Source organism: Pseudoduganella sp. HUAS MS19, assembly GCF_053615455.1.
Genome location: NZ_CM132133.1, coordinates 308,885 through 322,682, shown reverse-complemented (window position 1 = coordinate 322,682; position 13,798 = coordinate 308,885). Strand labels below are relative to the sequence as shown.

Annotated in this window: 15 protein-coding genes; 9 read left to right on the top strand and 6 right to left on the bottom strand. The window is 65.6% G+C overall.

Annotated features, from left to right (window positions below; genetic code table 11):
- Nucleotides 1-28 precede the first annotated feature (28 nt).
- Both ACWBU6_RS01495 and ACWBU6_RS01490 read left to right on the top strand, forming a co-directional pair.
- Nucleotides 29-2,050: an oxidoreductase gene (locus ACWBU6_RS01495; RefSeq protein ID WP_452647127.1), complete on the top strand. Its 2,022-nt coding sequence runs from the start codon at nucleotides 29-31 to the stop codon at nucleotides 2,048-2,050.
- Between the two features lie 11 nt (nucleotides 2,051-2,061).
- Nucleotides 2,062-2,499 carry a nuclear transport factor 2 family protein gene (locus ACWBU6_RS01490; protein ID WP_452647126.1) on the top strand — a complete coding sequence of 146 codons (438 nt, stop codon included), beginning with the start codon at nucleotides 2,062-2,064 and terminating at the stop codon, nucleotides 2,497-2,499.
- On the opposite strand, the gene ACWBU6_RS01485 is transcribed toward ACWBU6_RS01490, so the two are convergent.
- Nucleotides 2,471-2,926 (bottom strand): MarR family winged helix-turn-helix transcriptional regulator, encoded by a 456-nt coding sequence (locus tag ACWBU6_RS01485; protein WP_452649642.1) that lies wholly within the window; start codon nucleotides 2,924-2,926, stop codon nucleotides 2,471-2,473. The genes ACWBU6_RS01490 and ACWBU6_RS01485 overlap by 29 nt on opposite strands.
- A 149-nt stretch (nucleotides 2,927-3,075) precedes the next feature.
- On the opposite strand from ACWBU6_RS01485, the gene ACWBU6_RS01480 reads away from it, so the two are divergent.
- Together ACWBU6_RS01480 and ACWBU6_RS01475 are read left to right on the top strand one after the other, a co-directional pair.
- Nucleotides 3,076-3,939, top strand: coding sequence for an EamA family transporter (locus tag ACWBU6_RS01480; protein ID WP_452647125.1), 864 nt, complete (start codon nucleotides 3,076-3,078; stop codon nucleotides 3,937-3,939).
- A gap of 1 nt (nucleotide 3,940) precedes the next feature.
- Nucleotides 3,941-4,558 carry a nitroreductase family protein gene (locus tag ACWBU6_RS01475; RefSeq protein ID WP_452647124.1) on the top strand — a complete coding sequence of 206 codons (618 nt, stop codon included), beginning with the start codon at nucleotides 3,941-3,943 and terminating at the stop codon, nucleotides 4,556-4,558.
- On the opposite strand, the gene ACWBU6_RS01470 is transcribed toward ACWBU6_RS01475, so the two are convergent.
- On the bottom strand, nucleotides 4,555-5,427 hold the full coding sequence (locus tag ACWBU6_RS01470) for a DMT family transporter (protein ID WP_452647123.1): 873 nt from the start codon (nucleotides 5,425-5,427) through the stop codon (nucleotides 4,555-4,557). The two genes, ACWBU6_RS01475 and ACWBU6_RS01470, sit on opposite strands and share 4 nt — an antisense overlap.
- Nucleotides 5,428-5,506: 79 nt before the next feature.
- On the opposite strand from ACWBU6_RS01470, the gene ACWBU6_RS01465 reads away from it, so the two are divergent.
- Nucleotides 5,507-6,385: a LysR family transcriptional regulator gene (locus ACWBU6_RS01465; RefSeq protein WP_452647122.1), complete on the top strand. Its 879-nt coding sequence runs from the start codon at nucleotides 5,507-5,509 to the stop codon at nucleotides 6,383-6,385.
- A complete protein-coding gene (locus ACWBU6_RS01460; protein ID WP_452647121.1) occupies nucleotides 6,382-6,987 on the top strand; it encodes a YdeI/OmpD-associated family protein in 606 nt (201 codons plus the stop codon). Before ACWBU6_RS01465 ends, ACWBU6_RS01460 begins: the two co-directional genes overlap by 4 nt.
- On the opposite strand, the gene ACWBU6_RS01455 is transcribed toward ACWBU6_RS01460, so the two are convergent.
- Together ACWBU6_RS01455 and ACWBU6_RS01450 are read right to left on the bottom strand one after the other, a co-directional pair.
- Entirely contained in the window at nucleotides 6,954-7,424 is a 471-nt protein-coding gene (locus ACWBU6_RS01455) for a DUF2269 family protein (RefSeq protein WP_452647120.1), read from the bottom strand. The two genes, ACWBU6_RS01460 and ACWBU6_RS01455, sit on opposite strands and share 34 nt — an antisense overlap.
- On the bottom strand, nucleotides 7,412-8,767 hold the full coding sequence (locus ACWBU6_RS01450; protein WP_452647119.1) for an SDR family oxidoreductase: 1,356 nt from the start codon (nucleotides 8,765-8,767) through the stop codon (nucleotides 7,412-7,414). The genes ACWBU6_RS01455 and ACWBU6_RS01450 overlap by 13 nt, the downstream gene beginning before the upstream one ends.
- A gap of 48 nt (nucleotides 8,768-8,815) precedes the next feature.
- Between ACWBU6_RS01450 and ACWBU6_RS01445 the strand changes: the two genes are divergently transcribed.
- Nucleotides 8,816-9,286 carry a hypothetical protein gene (locus ACWBU6_RS01445; protein WP_452647118.1) on the top strand — a complete coding sequence of 157 codons (471 nt, stop codon included), beginning with the start codon at nucleotides 8,816-8,818 and terminating at the stop codon, nucleotides 9,284-9,286.
- Here ACWBU6_RS01445 and ACWBU6_RS01440 read toward each other — a convergent pair.
- Nucleotides 9,283-12,399 (bottom strand): response regulator, encoded by a 3,117-nt coding sequence (locus ACWBU6_RS01440; RefSeq protein WP_452647117.1) that lies wholly within the window; start codon nucleotides 12,397-12,399, stop codon nucleotides 9,283-9,285. The genes ACWBU6_RS01445 and ACWBU6_RS01440 overlap by 4 nt on opposite strands.
- Nucleotides 12,400-12,525: 126 nt before the next feature.
- Between ACWBU6_RS01440 and ACWBU6_RS01435 the strand changes: the two genes are divergently transcribed.
- Nucleotides 12,526-12,735: a YgaP family membrane protein gene (locus ACWBU6_RS01435; RefSeq protein ID WP_452647116.1), complete on the top strand. Its 210-nt coding sequence runs from the start codon at nucleotides 12,526-12,528 to the stop codon at nucleotides 12,733-12,735.
- Entirely contained in the window at nucleotides 12,736-13,254 is a 519-nt protein-coding gene (locus ACWBU6_RS01430; protein ID WP_452647115.1) for an RNA polymerase sigma factor, read from the top strand.
- Here ACWBU6_RS01430 and ACWBU6_RS01425 read toward each other — a convergent pair.
- Complete coding sequence (locus ACWBU6_RS01425; protein WP_452647114.1) at nucleotides 13,251-13,790, bottom strand: FixH family protein; 540 nt, start codon at nucleotides 13,788-13,790, stop codon at nucleotides 13,251-13,253. The two genes, ACWBU6_RS01430 and ACWBU6_RS01425, sit on opposite strands and share 4 nt — an antisense overlap.
- Between the last annotated feature and the right edge of the window lie 8 nt (nucleotides 13,791-13,798).

Sequence of the window (13,798 nt, the reverse complement as noted above, 5' to 3'; positions counted from 1 at the left end):
TGCAACTAGTTGCATAATGAGGACGCCAATGAACCGCTACCCACACCTGCTCGCCCCGCTCGACCTGGGCTTCACCACCCTGAAAAACCGCGTGATCATGGGTTCCATGCACGTCGGCCTGGAAGAGGAGGCCGACGGCTTTGAACGCATGGCCGCCTTCTACGCCGAGCGTGCGCGCGGCGAAGTGGGCCTGATCGTTACCGGCGGCATCGCCCCGAACGAGGCGGGCCGTCCCTGGAAGGCCGGCGCCAAGCTGACCACCAGCGAGGAAGTGGCGCAGCACCGCAAGGTCACCTCCGCCGTGCACGCGGAAGGCGGCAAGATCGCCATGCAGATCCTGCACTTTGGGCGCTATGCCTACCATCCGAAACTGGTGGGCCCGAGCGCAATCAAGGCGCCGATCAACCAGTTCACCCCGCACGAGCTGGCCACCGAAGAAGTGGTGGCCACCATCGAGGATTACGCCCAGTGCGCCGTGCTGGCGCGCGAAGCCGGCTACGACGGTGTGGAGATCATGGGTTCCGAAGGCTACCTGATCAACGAATTCATCGCGGCCCGTACCAACCAGCGTACCGACGAATGGGGCGGCAGCTACGAAAACCGCATGCGCTTCCCGGTCGAAATCGTGCGCCGCGTGCGCGAGCGCGTGGGCAAGGACTTCATCATCATCTACCGCCTGTCCATGCTGGACCTGGTGGAAGGCGGTTCCACGCTGGAGGAAGTGGTGCAACTGGCGCAGGCAGTCGAACAGGCCGGCGCCACCATCCTCAACACCGGCATCGGCTGGCATGAGGCGCGCATCCCGACCATCGCGACCAAGGTGCCGCGCGCCGGATTCGCCTGGGTCACGAAGAACCTGATGGGCAAGGTCGGCATCCCCCTGGTGGCCACCAACCGCATCAACACGCCGGAAGTGGCCGAAGGCATCCTGGCCGACGGCGCGGCGAACATGGTGTCGATGGCGCGCCCCTTCCTGGCCGACGCCTTCTTCATGCAGAAAGCGCGCGAAGACCGCGCCGACGAAATCAACACCTGCATCGGCTGCAACCAGGCCTGCCTGGACCACACTTTCTCCGGCAAGATCACTTCCTGCCTGGTGAATCCGCGTGCCTGCCATGAGACCGAACTGGTGATCGCCCCGGCGCAGCAAGCCAAGCGCATTGCCGTGGTCGGCGCCGGACCTGCGGGCCTGAGCTTCGCCACCACCGCCGCTGCGCGCGGCCATGACGTCACCCTGTTCGACGCCGGCAGCGAAATCGGCGGCCAGTTCAATGTGGCGAAGAAGGTGCCGGGCAAGGAAGAATTCAACGAAACCCTGCGCTACTTCGGCCGCCAGATCGAGCTGACCGGCGTCAAGCTGCACCTGAATACCCGCGTCGACGCGGCCGGACTGGCGGCGGGCGGTTATGACGACGTGGTGCTGGCAACCGGGGTCACCCCGCGCACCCCGGCCATCGATGGCATCGGCCACCCGAAGGCGCTGGGCTACCTGCAAGTGCTGCGCGACGGCGCACCGGTCGGCAAGAACGTGGCTGTAATTGGCGCCGGCGGCATCGGTTTCGACGTTTCCGAATACCTGACTCACGAAGGCAAGAGCGCCAGCCTGGTACCGGAGAAGTTCTACGCCGAGTGGGGCATCGACAATGGCTACAAGGACCGCGGCGGCCTGCGCGCCCCGGCGGTGGAAGCTGCGCCGCGCCAGGTTCACCTGCTGCAGCGCAAGACCAGCAAGGTTGGCGATGGCCTGGGCAAGACCACCGGCTGGATCCACCGCACCGGCCTGAAGGCAAAGCGTGTCAATATGCAGTCGGGTGTCAGCTACGACCGCATCGATGATGCCGGCCTGCACGTCACCGTGGAAGGCCAGCAGCACGTGCTGCCTGTGGATAATGTGATTGTTTGCGCCGGCCAGGAGCCGCTGCGCGAACTGCAGCAAGGCCTGCTCGATGCGGGCTGCAAAGTACACCTGATCGGCGGCGCCGACGTTGCTGCCGAACTGGATGCGAAACGCGCTATCAACCAAGGCACCCGACTGGCTGCCGCCATTTAAGGAGTAAGCCCATGCAGCTTCAACCGGCCGTTGCGGAATCGCTCGAACGCTGGCACAAGATGGTCGCCGGCGGTGATTTGTCTACCCTGCCCTCCATCGTCGATGCGGATGCGGTGTTCCGTTCGCCGGTTGCGAACAAGCCTTACGCGAGCCAGCAGGCGGTGGTGCTGGTGCTGAACACCGCCTACCAGGTGTTCGAGGACTTCGCCTACCACCGCCAGCTGGCGACTGACGACGGCCTGAGCGTGGTGCTGGAATTCAGCGCCCATGTCGGGGACAAGCAGCTCAAGGGCATCGATTTCATCCGCTTCAACGATGCGGGCAAGATCGTCGACTTCGAGGTGATGGTTCGCCCGCTGAGCGGCCTGCAAGCGCTGGGTGAGGCAATGGGCGCGCGGATTGGCGCCCAGGTCAACGCCTTCAAGGCTCCTGCCCAGGCTCCAGCATAGCGAGCAGCTTGCGCAGCTGCGTATCCAGCGCGGTCGTTTCCGTGGCCCCGAACGGGGCCATGATGTTCTTCTCATTGTCGACGTGCGCCGCCACGGCGCGTTCGATCAGCTCCAGCCCCGCAGGGCTGAGCTGCACCAGCAGGCTGCGCGCATCGGCCGGATTCGGCGCGCGGCTTACCCAGCCTTGCGCCTCCAGCCTTTGCAGGCGGTGCGTCATCGTGCCCGAGGTGACCATCAGCTGCGAAAACAGGGCGGTTGGCGCCAGCTGGTGAGGCGCGCCGGAACGGCGCAACGTCGCCAGCACGTCGAACTCCCAGTTACTGAGCCCGAACTGCTCGAACGTCGCATCGAGGCGGCGCCGCATCAGGGCCGCGCAGCGGTTCAGGCGCCCAATCACGCCCATCGGTCCCACATCCAGGGCGGGCATCTCGCGTGCCCATTGCTCCAGGATCAAATCCACTTTATCCACAGCCGTCTCCAGGTTAGCTATCGGGGCGATTATAACAATTTATCTCGAAATCAAGATAATTTCGGCTATACTTCGATTTATCTCGATTTCAAGATAATTTTGCAGCCATGAAAAAATTTCCCTTAGCCGATACCGCGATCACCGCGCTGGCACCCGTCATCTGGGGTTCGACCTATATCGTTGCCACCGAAGTCCTGCCCGCCGGGCGCCCCTTCACCGCCGCTGCCGTACGCGCCCTGCCGGCCGGCCTGCTGCTGGTGCTGTTCGCCGGCCGCATGCTGGCCCGCCACCTGTGGTGGCGTGTCGCCGTACTGGCCGCGCTGAATATCGGCGCTTTCCAGGCCTTGCTGTTCGTTGCCGCTTACCGCTTGCCGGGCGGCCTGGCCGCCGTGCTGGGCGCCATCCAGCCGATCGTGATCATGGGCCTGGCCTGGGGCTGGGATGGGCGCCGTCCGCAGTGGGCCGCGCTGGGCGCGGCGGCGGTGGGCGTAGCGGGCATGGCCGCCCTGCTGCTGTCGCCGTCCGCCCGCTGGGATGCCCTGGGGGTCAGCGCGGCCCTGGCCGGCGCCCTGAGCATGGCCGTCGGCACCTGGCTGGCGCGCCGCTGGAAAACGGAGCTGCCCGTGGTCGAACTGGCCGGCTGGCAGCTGCTGCTCGGCGGCCTGATGCTCGCGCCGTTGGCGCTGCTGGCCGACCCGCCGCTGCCCGCCTCGCTGGCTGCCAGCGAACTGCTGGGCTATGCCTACCTGACGTTCGTGGGCGCGCTGGTGGCTTACCTGCTCTGGTTCCGTGGCCTGAGCCGCCTGTCGCCGGTCGCCGTGTCCTCGCTTGGCTTGCTGAGCCCCGCGACTGCGGTGGTCCTGGGCTGGATCCTGCTCGGCCAGAAGCTCGGCGGCACCGCAATGATCGGCCTGGCGGTGGTGCTGGGCAGCGTACTGACCCTTCAACTCAAGCTGCAGGAGGCCAAATAAAATGGATAAGCCAATCAAGGACCTGATCGAATCCCGCGTTTCCGCCAACTATTTCGATCCGTCGGCGCCGGTCAGCGACGAGCAGGTGGCGGAGCTGGCGCGCCTGGCAACGCTGGCGCCTTCCGCCTACAACGTGCAGAACTGGCAGTTCGTCGCCGTGCGTTCGCAGCAAGCGCGGGAAAAATTGCGCGAACTGTCCTTCGGCCAGCAGAAAGTTGTGGATGCGCCGGTCACCTTCATCATCAGCGGCACCCTCAAGGCGCAGGACCAGGTAGCCGCCGCGCTGAAACCGGCTGTGGATAAAGGCATACTTATCCAGCCCGTCGTCGACAGTTGGACCCGCATGGCGCAGGGCTCGATGGATGGCGATGAGCGCGCCCAGCGCGACGAAGCCCTGCGTTCCGCCTCCTTGGCGGCGATGACCATGATCCTCGCCGCCGAAGGCATGGGCCTGTCCAGCTGCGCCATGACCGGCTTCGATGCGCAAGCCGTGCACGCCGCCTTCGGCCTGGGCGCCAATGAAGTACCGGTAATGCTGGTGGCCGTCGGCCACGCGGCCCAGGGCAACTGGCCCCAAAAGCCGCGCCGCCCGCTGACCGACGTGCTGCGCTACGCTTAACGGTTGGTGATGGTCACGCCGGTGGCTACCAGCAGGCCGCCGGCAATCATCGAAGCCATCACCTGCTCGCCCAGCATCAGCGCAGCGAGCGATACCCCGAACACCGGCACCAGGTTGTTGAATACCGCCGTGCGTGCCGGGCCAAGGACTTTCACGCCCTCGTACCACCACACGAAAGCCACTACGGTGCCGAAGGCGCCCAGGTAGGTGACAGAAGCCCAGACCTGCCAGCCCAGCGAGGCCCAGGCCACGTCCGGCAGTTCGCGCGAAGCGGTAATCAGCAGAAATCCCAGGCCCCACAGCGAGGCGTACGTGGTGGCGGCGATCGGCGACAGGCCTTTCAGCGCCGAGCGGCCGACCAGGGTGTACGCCGCCCAGCACGAGGCGGCGCCAAGCATCATCAGCTCGCCAACGCCGATCGACTGGCTGATGTCCTGCAGCGCAGCCATCGGCTCGCCGCGCGTAATCAGCACGGCGGCGCCGACGAAGGCGATGCCGATACCGGCCCATTTCTGCCAGTTCAGGCGTTCGCGCAGCACGGCTGCCGCGGCCAGCGCGGTCACGATCGGGTTCATCGCGATGAACAGTGCCGAGCGGCTGGCTTCCAGCTTGCCCAGCGCGGAGAAGAAGCAGAAGTTGTACAGCAAAATACCGGTCAGGCCCAGGGCCGCCGTAGCCCCCAGCTGCTGCATCGAGAGTTTCGGCAGGCCGCCTTCGCGCTTCCAGGCCAGCAGCAGCAGCAGCGCGGCCGCAATCGAGAAACGGATGGAGGCTGCCGTCAGCGGCGGCAGTGCATTCGAGACAATATGGCCGGCGATGAAGGTGCCGCCCCAGATCAGGGTGCAGGCGATCAGTTTCAGGTAGATCATGGCAATGGGCCTTGCGTGTCAGTGAAGGAGGTTATACATTAATGCTAATCCTTACTCATAGAGAAATGAGGAAAAGCTCATGACATTCACGCAGCTCGAAATATTTGCCCTGGTGGCCGAATTGCGCGGGTTCACCGCCGCCGCCATGCGGCTGGGCGTGAGCCAGTCCGCCATCTCCCACGCCATCAAGTCGCTGGAGCAGGAGCTGGGCGTGCAGTTGATCGAGCGCCAGGGCGCAAGCGCGGACGTGACGGAGCTGGGCCAGCGCCTGCTGGTGCGGGCGCGGGAAATCCTGGGCCTGGCGGAATCGATGCGGCAGGAAGTGGCTGCGGCCAGCGGCCTGAATCAAGGGCTGCTGCGCATCGGTTCCTTCGGCCCCACCTCATCGCTCAAGCTGATCCCCGCCATCCTCGACGTTTTCCAGCAGCGCTACCCCGGCATCGAAGTGCGCATCGACGAGGGCACCGATGACGACACCCTGCAATGGATTCTCGACCGCCGTGTCGATATCGGCTTTATCCAGCAGCCCGACGACCGCTTTGACACCGTGGATCTGGTGGAAGACCAGATGGTGGCGCTGCTGCCTGCCGGCCATAAGCTGGCCTCCCGGAAGTCCGTCAGCGCGCACGACCTGGCGAACGAGCCCTTTATCATGCCCGATGCCGGCTGCTCCACCCTGATCGAACCGCTGTTTGCGGCACAGGGCCTGTGCCCGCAAGTGCGCTACCGCATGTCGCAGGTGCTGACGGTGCTGGGTATGGTGGGGCGTGGCGATGGCGTGTCCGGCATGGCGGAACTGGCGCTGCCGGTCGACCTGGCGGCGTCCCACCCGAATATCGCCGTGCGGCCGTTCTCGCCGCCGGTGCGGCGCCGGGTCGGGCTGGCGCTGCGCAACCTGGCCCAGGCCTCGCCCGCAGCAAAGGCATTTGTCGAAGTCGCACGAAAGGTCAAGCTATGAGCGGTAAACCTGAACTGGAACAGCGCCTGTTCGCTACGGGCAAGGCATGGTGGAGCTGGCTGCAGAAGCAGCACGCCAGCTCGCCCGGCGTGTGGATGAAGATCGCCAAGAAGGATGCGCCTGAAACGTCGGTGCAGTACCCGGAAGCGCTCGATGCGGCGCTGTGTTTCGGCTGGATCGACGGGCAGAAGAAGAGCATCGACGAGCAATACTGGCTGCAAAAATTCACTCCGCGCGCAAAGCGCAGCATCTGGTCGAAGATCAACCGGGACAAGGTGGCTGTGCTGGTCGGGAAGGGGCTGATGCAGCCAGCCGGCCTGGCCGAGGTTGAACGGGCGAAGCTGGATGGCCGCTGGCAGGCGGCGTATGACTCGTGGAGCGCAGCGGAAGTGCCGCCCGACTTGCAGGCGGCGCTGGATGCAAGCGCAAAGGGGCGCGCCAACTTCGCCGCCCTCAGCTCGCAGAACCGCTATGCGATCCTGTTCCGCACGCACCAGGCAAAGCGCGCGGAGACGCGGGCCAGGCGGATCAGCGACTTCGTCGCCATGCTGGAGCGGGGCGAGGTGATTCATCCCCAGGCCGGTTTCACGACCATCAAGTAGAACACGGCGATGAAGGCGAAAAATGCCGGAATCCCAAGCACTACCCAGGCGCGGAAGTAGCGCCAGAACCGCGCCGGCAGCGGTGCGGCTTGCCGCATCGATTCGGCGGCCATGTCGCGCATCTTCACCTGCAGCCAGACGACAGGCAGCCAGCAAAGCAGGGCAACTACGTACAGCACGATGGACCACCTGATCCACGGCGTCTCCAGCGGATATCCGGCGAGGTGGATCAGGTAGAAACCGGTCACCAGCTGGGCGATCATGGTGACGCCTGTGAACAGCCAGTCGGCGATGACCAGGATGCGGGTGACGACGGCGATGGCCTGGACGTTCTTGCTGATCACTGCGAACAGCAGGTACCAGGCGGAGCCGATGCCGGTGCCGAACAGCAGGGTCGAAGAGAGGATGTGCAGCCATTTCACGATCAGGTATTCCATGAGGGCTTCTCCAGTTCGTAGAGCATCCACAGGGCGGCCAGCATGGGCAGGTTCTTGCTGATTGGGCCGTAGGGGTGGAGCAGGAATTCGGGCAGGCGCCAGGCAATGACGATGCTGTAAAAGGCGATCAGGGCGATCTGCGCGAGCCATAGCCAGCGGCGGCTCCTGCGCGGCCACGCCAGCGTTGCCACGCCGAAGGCCAGGTCGAGTGCGCATGCGCCGTAAAGCATCAGGGGGGCCAGCATCGGCGGCACACCGGTGCGGGTCAGCAGCGCGTAGCTGTCGGCGGCCGGGTACAGGCCGGCCGATACGATGGCGGTCCAGATCCACACGGCGGCGATGCTCAGGCGCAGCAAGGGGAGCAGCCAGCCGAGTTGTGCCTGGGTGCGCGTTGCCGCTGGCTGCGCGACAAAGTCGCCTACCGCACGTGGCTGGCGACCCAGCAGCGCGGCCAGCGGCCTGGCGTCGGCGGTATTTCCGCGCGCCAGCATGTCCAGCGCGTCGCGGTCCAGCGGACTGCCCGGCAGCATCCCACCGGCCCGCGCCAGGCCACGTGCTACCCCGTCCGGCAGCCGCAGCACCGGCAGGCGCCAGTCGCCCAGCCCCATCGCCACCCTCAGGGCGCGCAAATAGTCCACAAATGCCATCGCATCCGGTCCAACCAGCGCCAAACGCCGCACCCCAGCGCCGTCCGCGCCATCGTCCGCGCCCGCTTCGCCAGGAGTGCTGCCTTCCGTGCGCCGGTTGGCCGCCGCCCCGCCTTGCTCGACGAGGGCGAGGATGGCGGCCGTGACGTCGTCGATGTGCACCGGCTGCACCATCTGCGGCGCGCTGCCCAGCTGCACTGCAAACGGCATGGTCGCCATCATGCGAAACATCCTGGCACTGGCGCCATCCGCGCCATAGACCAGCGATGGCAGTACGATGCATCCGTCAAGCGGCAAGGACGCCAGCGCCTCATCCGCCGCTTTCTTGCTTGCATGAAACGCCGACCGTGCGCCGGCATCCGCGCCCAGGGCCGAGACCTGCACCACATACCGCACGCCAGCTTCCGCGCAGGCCGCAAACAAGGCGCGCGGCGCCGCATCATGCACAGCCGCAAACGACGCCTCGCCCTGCGGGCGAAATATCCCGACGGCGTTCACCACGACATCCATGCTCTTGAGGCGCGCCGCCCACGCAGCTTTTTCGGTATCGTGGGCAAAGTCGGCAGGAACAAAGCCCATGCGAGGATCGCGGCCGGGATGCCGCCCGGCAGCAATGACTTCATGACCGCGCGCCAGCAAGGCCGCCGCAACATGCGACCCGATGAATCCAGTAGCACCGGTCAGCAGCACCCGCATTGGCTCCTCCTCCCGTCATCGGACATTACACGAAAAGGGAGAACCGCCATGGACACTTGGAGCAGAGCGCTCAAGCACAGTGTATTGCCCGGCGCATTGGCCAGCCTTGCCTCGACGGCGGCGCTGGCGGCCTGCGGCAAGCGCGAGACCGGCAGCATGTTCGCGGGGGTAAATGCCGTCAGCCACTGGTTCTGGGGCGACAAGGCGACGCGCGTCGACCAGCCCTCGCTCAAGCACACGCTGGTGGGCTACCTGATACACCATGGGGCTTCGATGTTCTGGGCAACCCTGTTTGAAAAGTCCTGCTGCAATACGCTCGACAAGAAGGAAGCTGCAACCACCGCCACCGTGGCGGCAGCGGCCACCGCGGTCGCCTGCTTCACGGACTACCAGTTGACGCCGCACCGGCTGCGGCCGGGCTTCGAGGAGCGCCTGTCGCGGCCCTCGCTGTTGATGGTGTACGCAGCCTTCGGTGTCGGCCTGGCCGCGGGCGCTTACCTGAACCGGCGCGAAAACTAGCGCTCCTCCTGCTCCAGCCAGCGGCGTCCGTGCGCCAGGACTTGCTCCAGCTCGTAGCGCACGGCAGCGAGCATGGACGGCAGGCTGTCCGGATTGCCGACACGGATTGCCGATTCCGCATCCAGCGTGGCCTTCACCAGCCGCTTCGCGCCCAGCACGCCGACGGCGCCGCGCAAACCATGCAGGATACGCGCCGCCTCGCCGGGCCGGCCCGCGCGCACTGCGGCCTCGGCATCATCCATTGGTTGCAGACCGCCTTCCAGTGCACCGCGCACCATCTTGAACATTACCGCCCGGCCCTTCTGGTCCTTGCCCATCACGCGCATCAGGCTGTCCATGCTGAACACCTGTTCCGACGGCGCCTGCTCGGCGGGTGCGCAGGCGGCACCGTTCACGGCGGACGCATGCTCCGGCGACCTGCGCAGGTTGCGCTCGATAACCGCCATCATTTCCTCGACGACCACCGGCTTGGCGATGAAGTCGGTGATGCCGGCCTCGGAGCAGCGATGGCGTTCGGATGCAAGCACGCCGGCGGTCATCGCAATCACCGGCAGGTCCAGTTGCAGTTCATCGCGGATCATGCGCGTGGCACTGAAGCCATCGAGCACCGGCATCTGCATATCCATCAGCACGATGTCATAGCGGCTGGCGCTGGTGCGCAGGGTATCCACAGCCTGCTGGCCGTCGCCGGCCACGTCAAGCGTGGCGCCGGCAAGCTCCAGGATGCCGCGCGCCACCGCCTGGTTCAGCAGGTTGTCTTCCACCAGCAGGAAATGCACGCCGCGCAGGCGGTTACCGAGGGCGGAAGCGGACGCCGAAACTTCCTCGCCGCCCCCGGTCGCCGCCAACGCCTGGTGCATGGCATCGAACAGGCTGGATGCGGTGATTGGCTTGACCAGCACCACGTCCGCTTCCGGCGTGCTGGCGATGTCGTCGACCTGGGCACGTGCGAAGGCATTGATGGTGACGACGATGGGCTGGCGGTGGCCTTCGGCTGCGCGCCGTATCTCGCGCGCCGAGGCGTAACCGTCCGACCCCGGCATATGCCAGTCGGTCAGCACCACGTCGTATGGATGCGGACCGGCCAGTTGCTCGCGGAAGCGTTGCAGCGCCGCTTCGCCCGAGCCGGCCTCGTCCGCGTCCCATCCCCAGGCACGCAGCAACTGGACGATCATGGTGCGGCTGGTGCTGTTGTCGTCCGCCACCAGTACGTTCAATGGGCCGATGGCCGGCAGGCGGCGGGCCTCGGCGCGTTCCGGCAGCACGCCGAACCACAGTTCGAAGGAGAAGTTGCTGCCATCGCCTGGAATGGTCTGGAGTTGCACCTGTCCGCCCATCAGCTCCACCAGGCGGCGGGTGATGGCCAGGCCCAGGCCGGTGCCGCCAAAGCGGCGCGTGATGCTTTCGTCGCCCTGTGAGAAGGCATTGAACAACTGCGTGGTCTGCTGCTCGGTCATGCCGATGCCGGTGTCGCGCACCTCAAAGCACAGCAGCACGCGGTCGGCCACCCGCACTGCCGTCCGCACCGACACCACCACTTCGCCCTGCTCGGTAAACTTGATTGCATTGCTGGCCAGGTTGGTCAGGATCTGCTGCAGCCGCAGTGCGTCACCATGCAGCAGGGTTGGCACGTCCGGTGCCACCACGATGGCAAGCTCCAGCTCCTTGTCGCCTGCATTCATGGTCATGGTGGTGGCCAGGGTCGCCATCGCTTCGTCCAGGTCGAAGTCGATCGGCGCCAGTTCCATGCGGCGCGCCTCGATCTTGGAAAAATCCAGTACGTCGTTCAGGATGCCCAGCAAAGACTGGCCCGAGGTGCGGATCATGGTCAGGTACTTGCGCTGCTGCGCGCTGAGGGAGGTATTCCCCAGCAAATACACCATGCCCAGCACCGCATTCATCGGCGTGCGGATCTCATGGCTCATATTGGCCACGAAATCGCTCTTGGCGCGATTGGCCGCTTCGGCGCGGTCGCGTTCCTGCTCCAGTTCCGCGGCGCGCAGGTCGGCCTCCGCCATCAGGGTTTGCGAGTGGGCCTCGGCCGCCTGCCGTTCCTGCATCAGGCTATTGAACGCTTCCGTCAGCTCGCCGATTTCATCCTTCCGGGTGACGGGAATCGGGGTGAACTTGCCGGGCGTCGCGCGCAGGTCCTGGATCGCGTTGCGCAGCCTGGCCACAGGCGCCAGCAGGTGCAGCGTGATCCAGCCGATCAGCAGCGCGGAAATCACGGACGCGCCCAGGCCCCAGGCCAGCAAGTGTACCTGCACGCCTTCGAAAGGCTCGTACGCCTCTTGCACCGGCAATATGGATGCAAGCAGCCAGTCGGTGGATTTCAGCCGCCGATAGCTGCTCACGCCCGGCACACCGGCGGCACTGGTGCTCAGCACCGTGCCCTCGAAACCATTCCTCATGGCGCTGGTAGTGGCGGGGTTGGAATTGGCTGCCCGCGGCTGCAGTATGCGGCTGGCGTCGGGGTGCACCACGTAGATCGACGGCTCGTCCAGCGTCACGGCGAAGTAGTAGCCGGTCTTGCCGACTTTGGCGGTGCGCAGGTGGCCCAGCATATTGTCCTTGTACAGCCGCAGCACGCCGGCCAGTACGCCGACCACCTTGCCGCGGTCATTCAGGATAGGCGCCACCATCTGCACGATGGGCTGGCCGCTGACGCGGCTCCTGATCGGGCCCGCAATCATCGGCTTGCGGGTTTCAAGCACCTTCTTGAAGTATTCGCGGTCGGCCACGGAAACCTTTGCCCTGCCCTCGATGCGCGGCACGTCGGCCACCACGTTGCCGGAGCCATCGATCACGATGACGTCGTCGAACATCGACAACATGGCGCGCTCCTCGTACCAGTTGCGCAGGGCGGCTGGATCGTCCATCAGGCTGGGCGGCTGCTTGCGCGCCGACTGTACGATCACGTCCAGCAGGGCGGTCAGCTTGTCGTCCAGGTCCTCGGCCGTGCGGGTGATCAGGGCATCCTGCTGCGCAAAGAGCACCTTGGTGAAGTCTTCGCGCAGGCGTTGCGCCTGCAACACGGTTACCACCGCGATCATCACGATGGACGTGATGCTGGTGGCAAGTGCGACCTTCACATTGATCCCGAGAGGCTTCATTGACGTCCTTTGGGCGAGGGGGCTGCTGGCTAGTGTAATTTATTTTTGTAACCGCGAATCCAAATGACGAATCGACTCCTCTTGGCAGGTGAGGAATTTCCCTCCAACTGCGAAAAGGAGTGCAAAATGTTCTATGTTAAAAATGTACCAACTTGGGAGCGTGCCTTGCGCATGATTGTCGGACTGGCCGTGGTGGCCTGGAGTGTGCTGGCCCTGGGCGGCCTGTGGGGCACCGTGGTGGCGCTGTCGGCGGCGGGCATCGTGCTGTCAGGTCTGTTTGGCTTCTGCCCGGCCTGCGCCATGCTTGGCCGCAAACTGGATAAGGCGAAACGGTAAATGGCACTTCTTGAACAGCACCAGCCGGTGCTGCGGGCCGCCCACGGCGGCGATCCGCAGGCGCTGGCCAAGCTGCTGGCGGTATGCCAGCCGGATATCCGCCGCTATGCGCAGCGCAACTGCCTGATCAGCGATGTGGACGACGCGGTGCAGGAGGTGCTGCTGGTGATGTCGCGCCGGCTGTCTTCGCTCAAGGTGCTGGCGGCGTTCTCCGGCTGGCTGTTCAAGGTGGTGCAGCGCGAGTGCCGGCGTCTGGGTCGCCGCGCCTTCAACTACGATCCGTATGACGAGGTGCGCGCCGAGCAGTGGCTGGCAGCGCACGATGACGCCAGCTTGCGCACGGAACTGGTGCAGGCGCTGGAGTCGCTGCCGCGCGACTACCTGCAAATCGTATTGCTGCGCGATTTCGAGGAATTGAGCATTGCGGAGATTGCGCAGGAACTGGGGCTGACGACGGCGGCCACCAAGAGCCGCCTGCATCGGGCGCGTGCGCTGGCGCGCGAATACCTGGTCGCTTAGCGTGCCGCGCCGGGCGCCGCGGCTGCATCGGCGCGGATCGCTATTTCGCGCTCGGCCGGCCATTGCCAGGCGCCTTCCAGGCGCCAGTCGCGCTGCTTGCCTTCGACCAGCACCTGCCAGCGCGAGCGCTCCAGCATCGGCAGGGCGACGGTGAAATTGCCATCCGCGCCCGGCCGGGCCATCAGGACCATATCGCGATCGGGCTGGGTCGCATGCTGCAGGCGCACCGACAGCGTTTCGTCCGCCAGCGGCTTGGCGCTGCCGACATGGCCGTGCAGCAGGCCTTCTGCCGCGTCGTAGCGCAGGTCGATCGACAGCCCGAGGGCGGCGGCAGCGCGGTCGCGGCGCAGGTCCTGGTTGATCGCCTTGCCTTGCTTGTAATAGTCGCCTACCACCAGCGCATCTTGGCTGGTGAAAGCGACATAGCTGGTGGCGATGCCTGCCACCGCTACAACGGCAGGGCCGAGCATCAGCAGCCATGGCCAGCGGTGGGCGTACCAGGGGGCAGCGTCGGTGGGGGCGGCGGCAGCATTCATTTCATTCT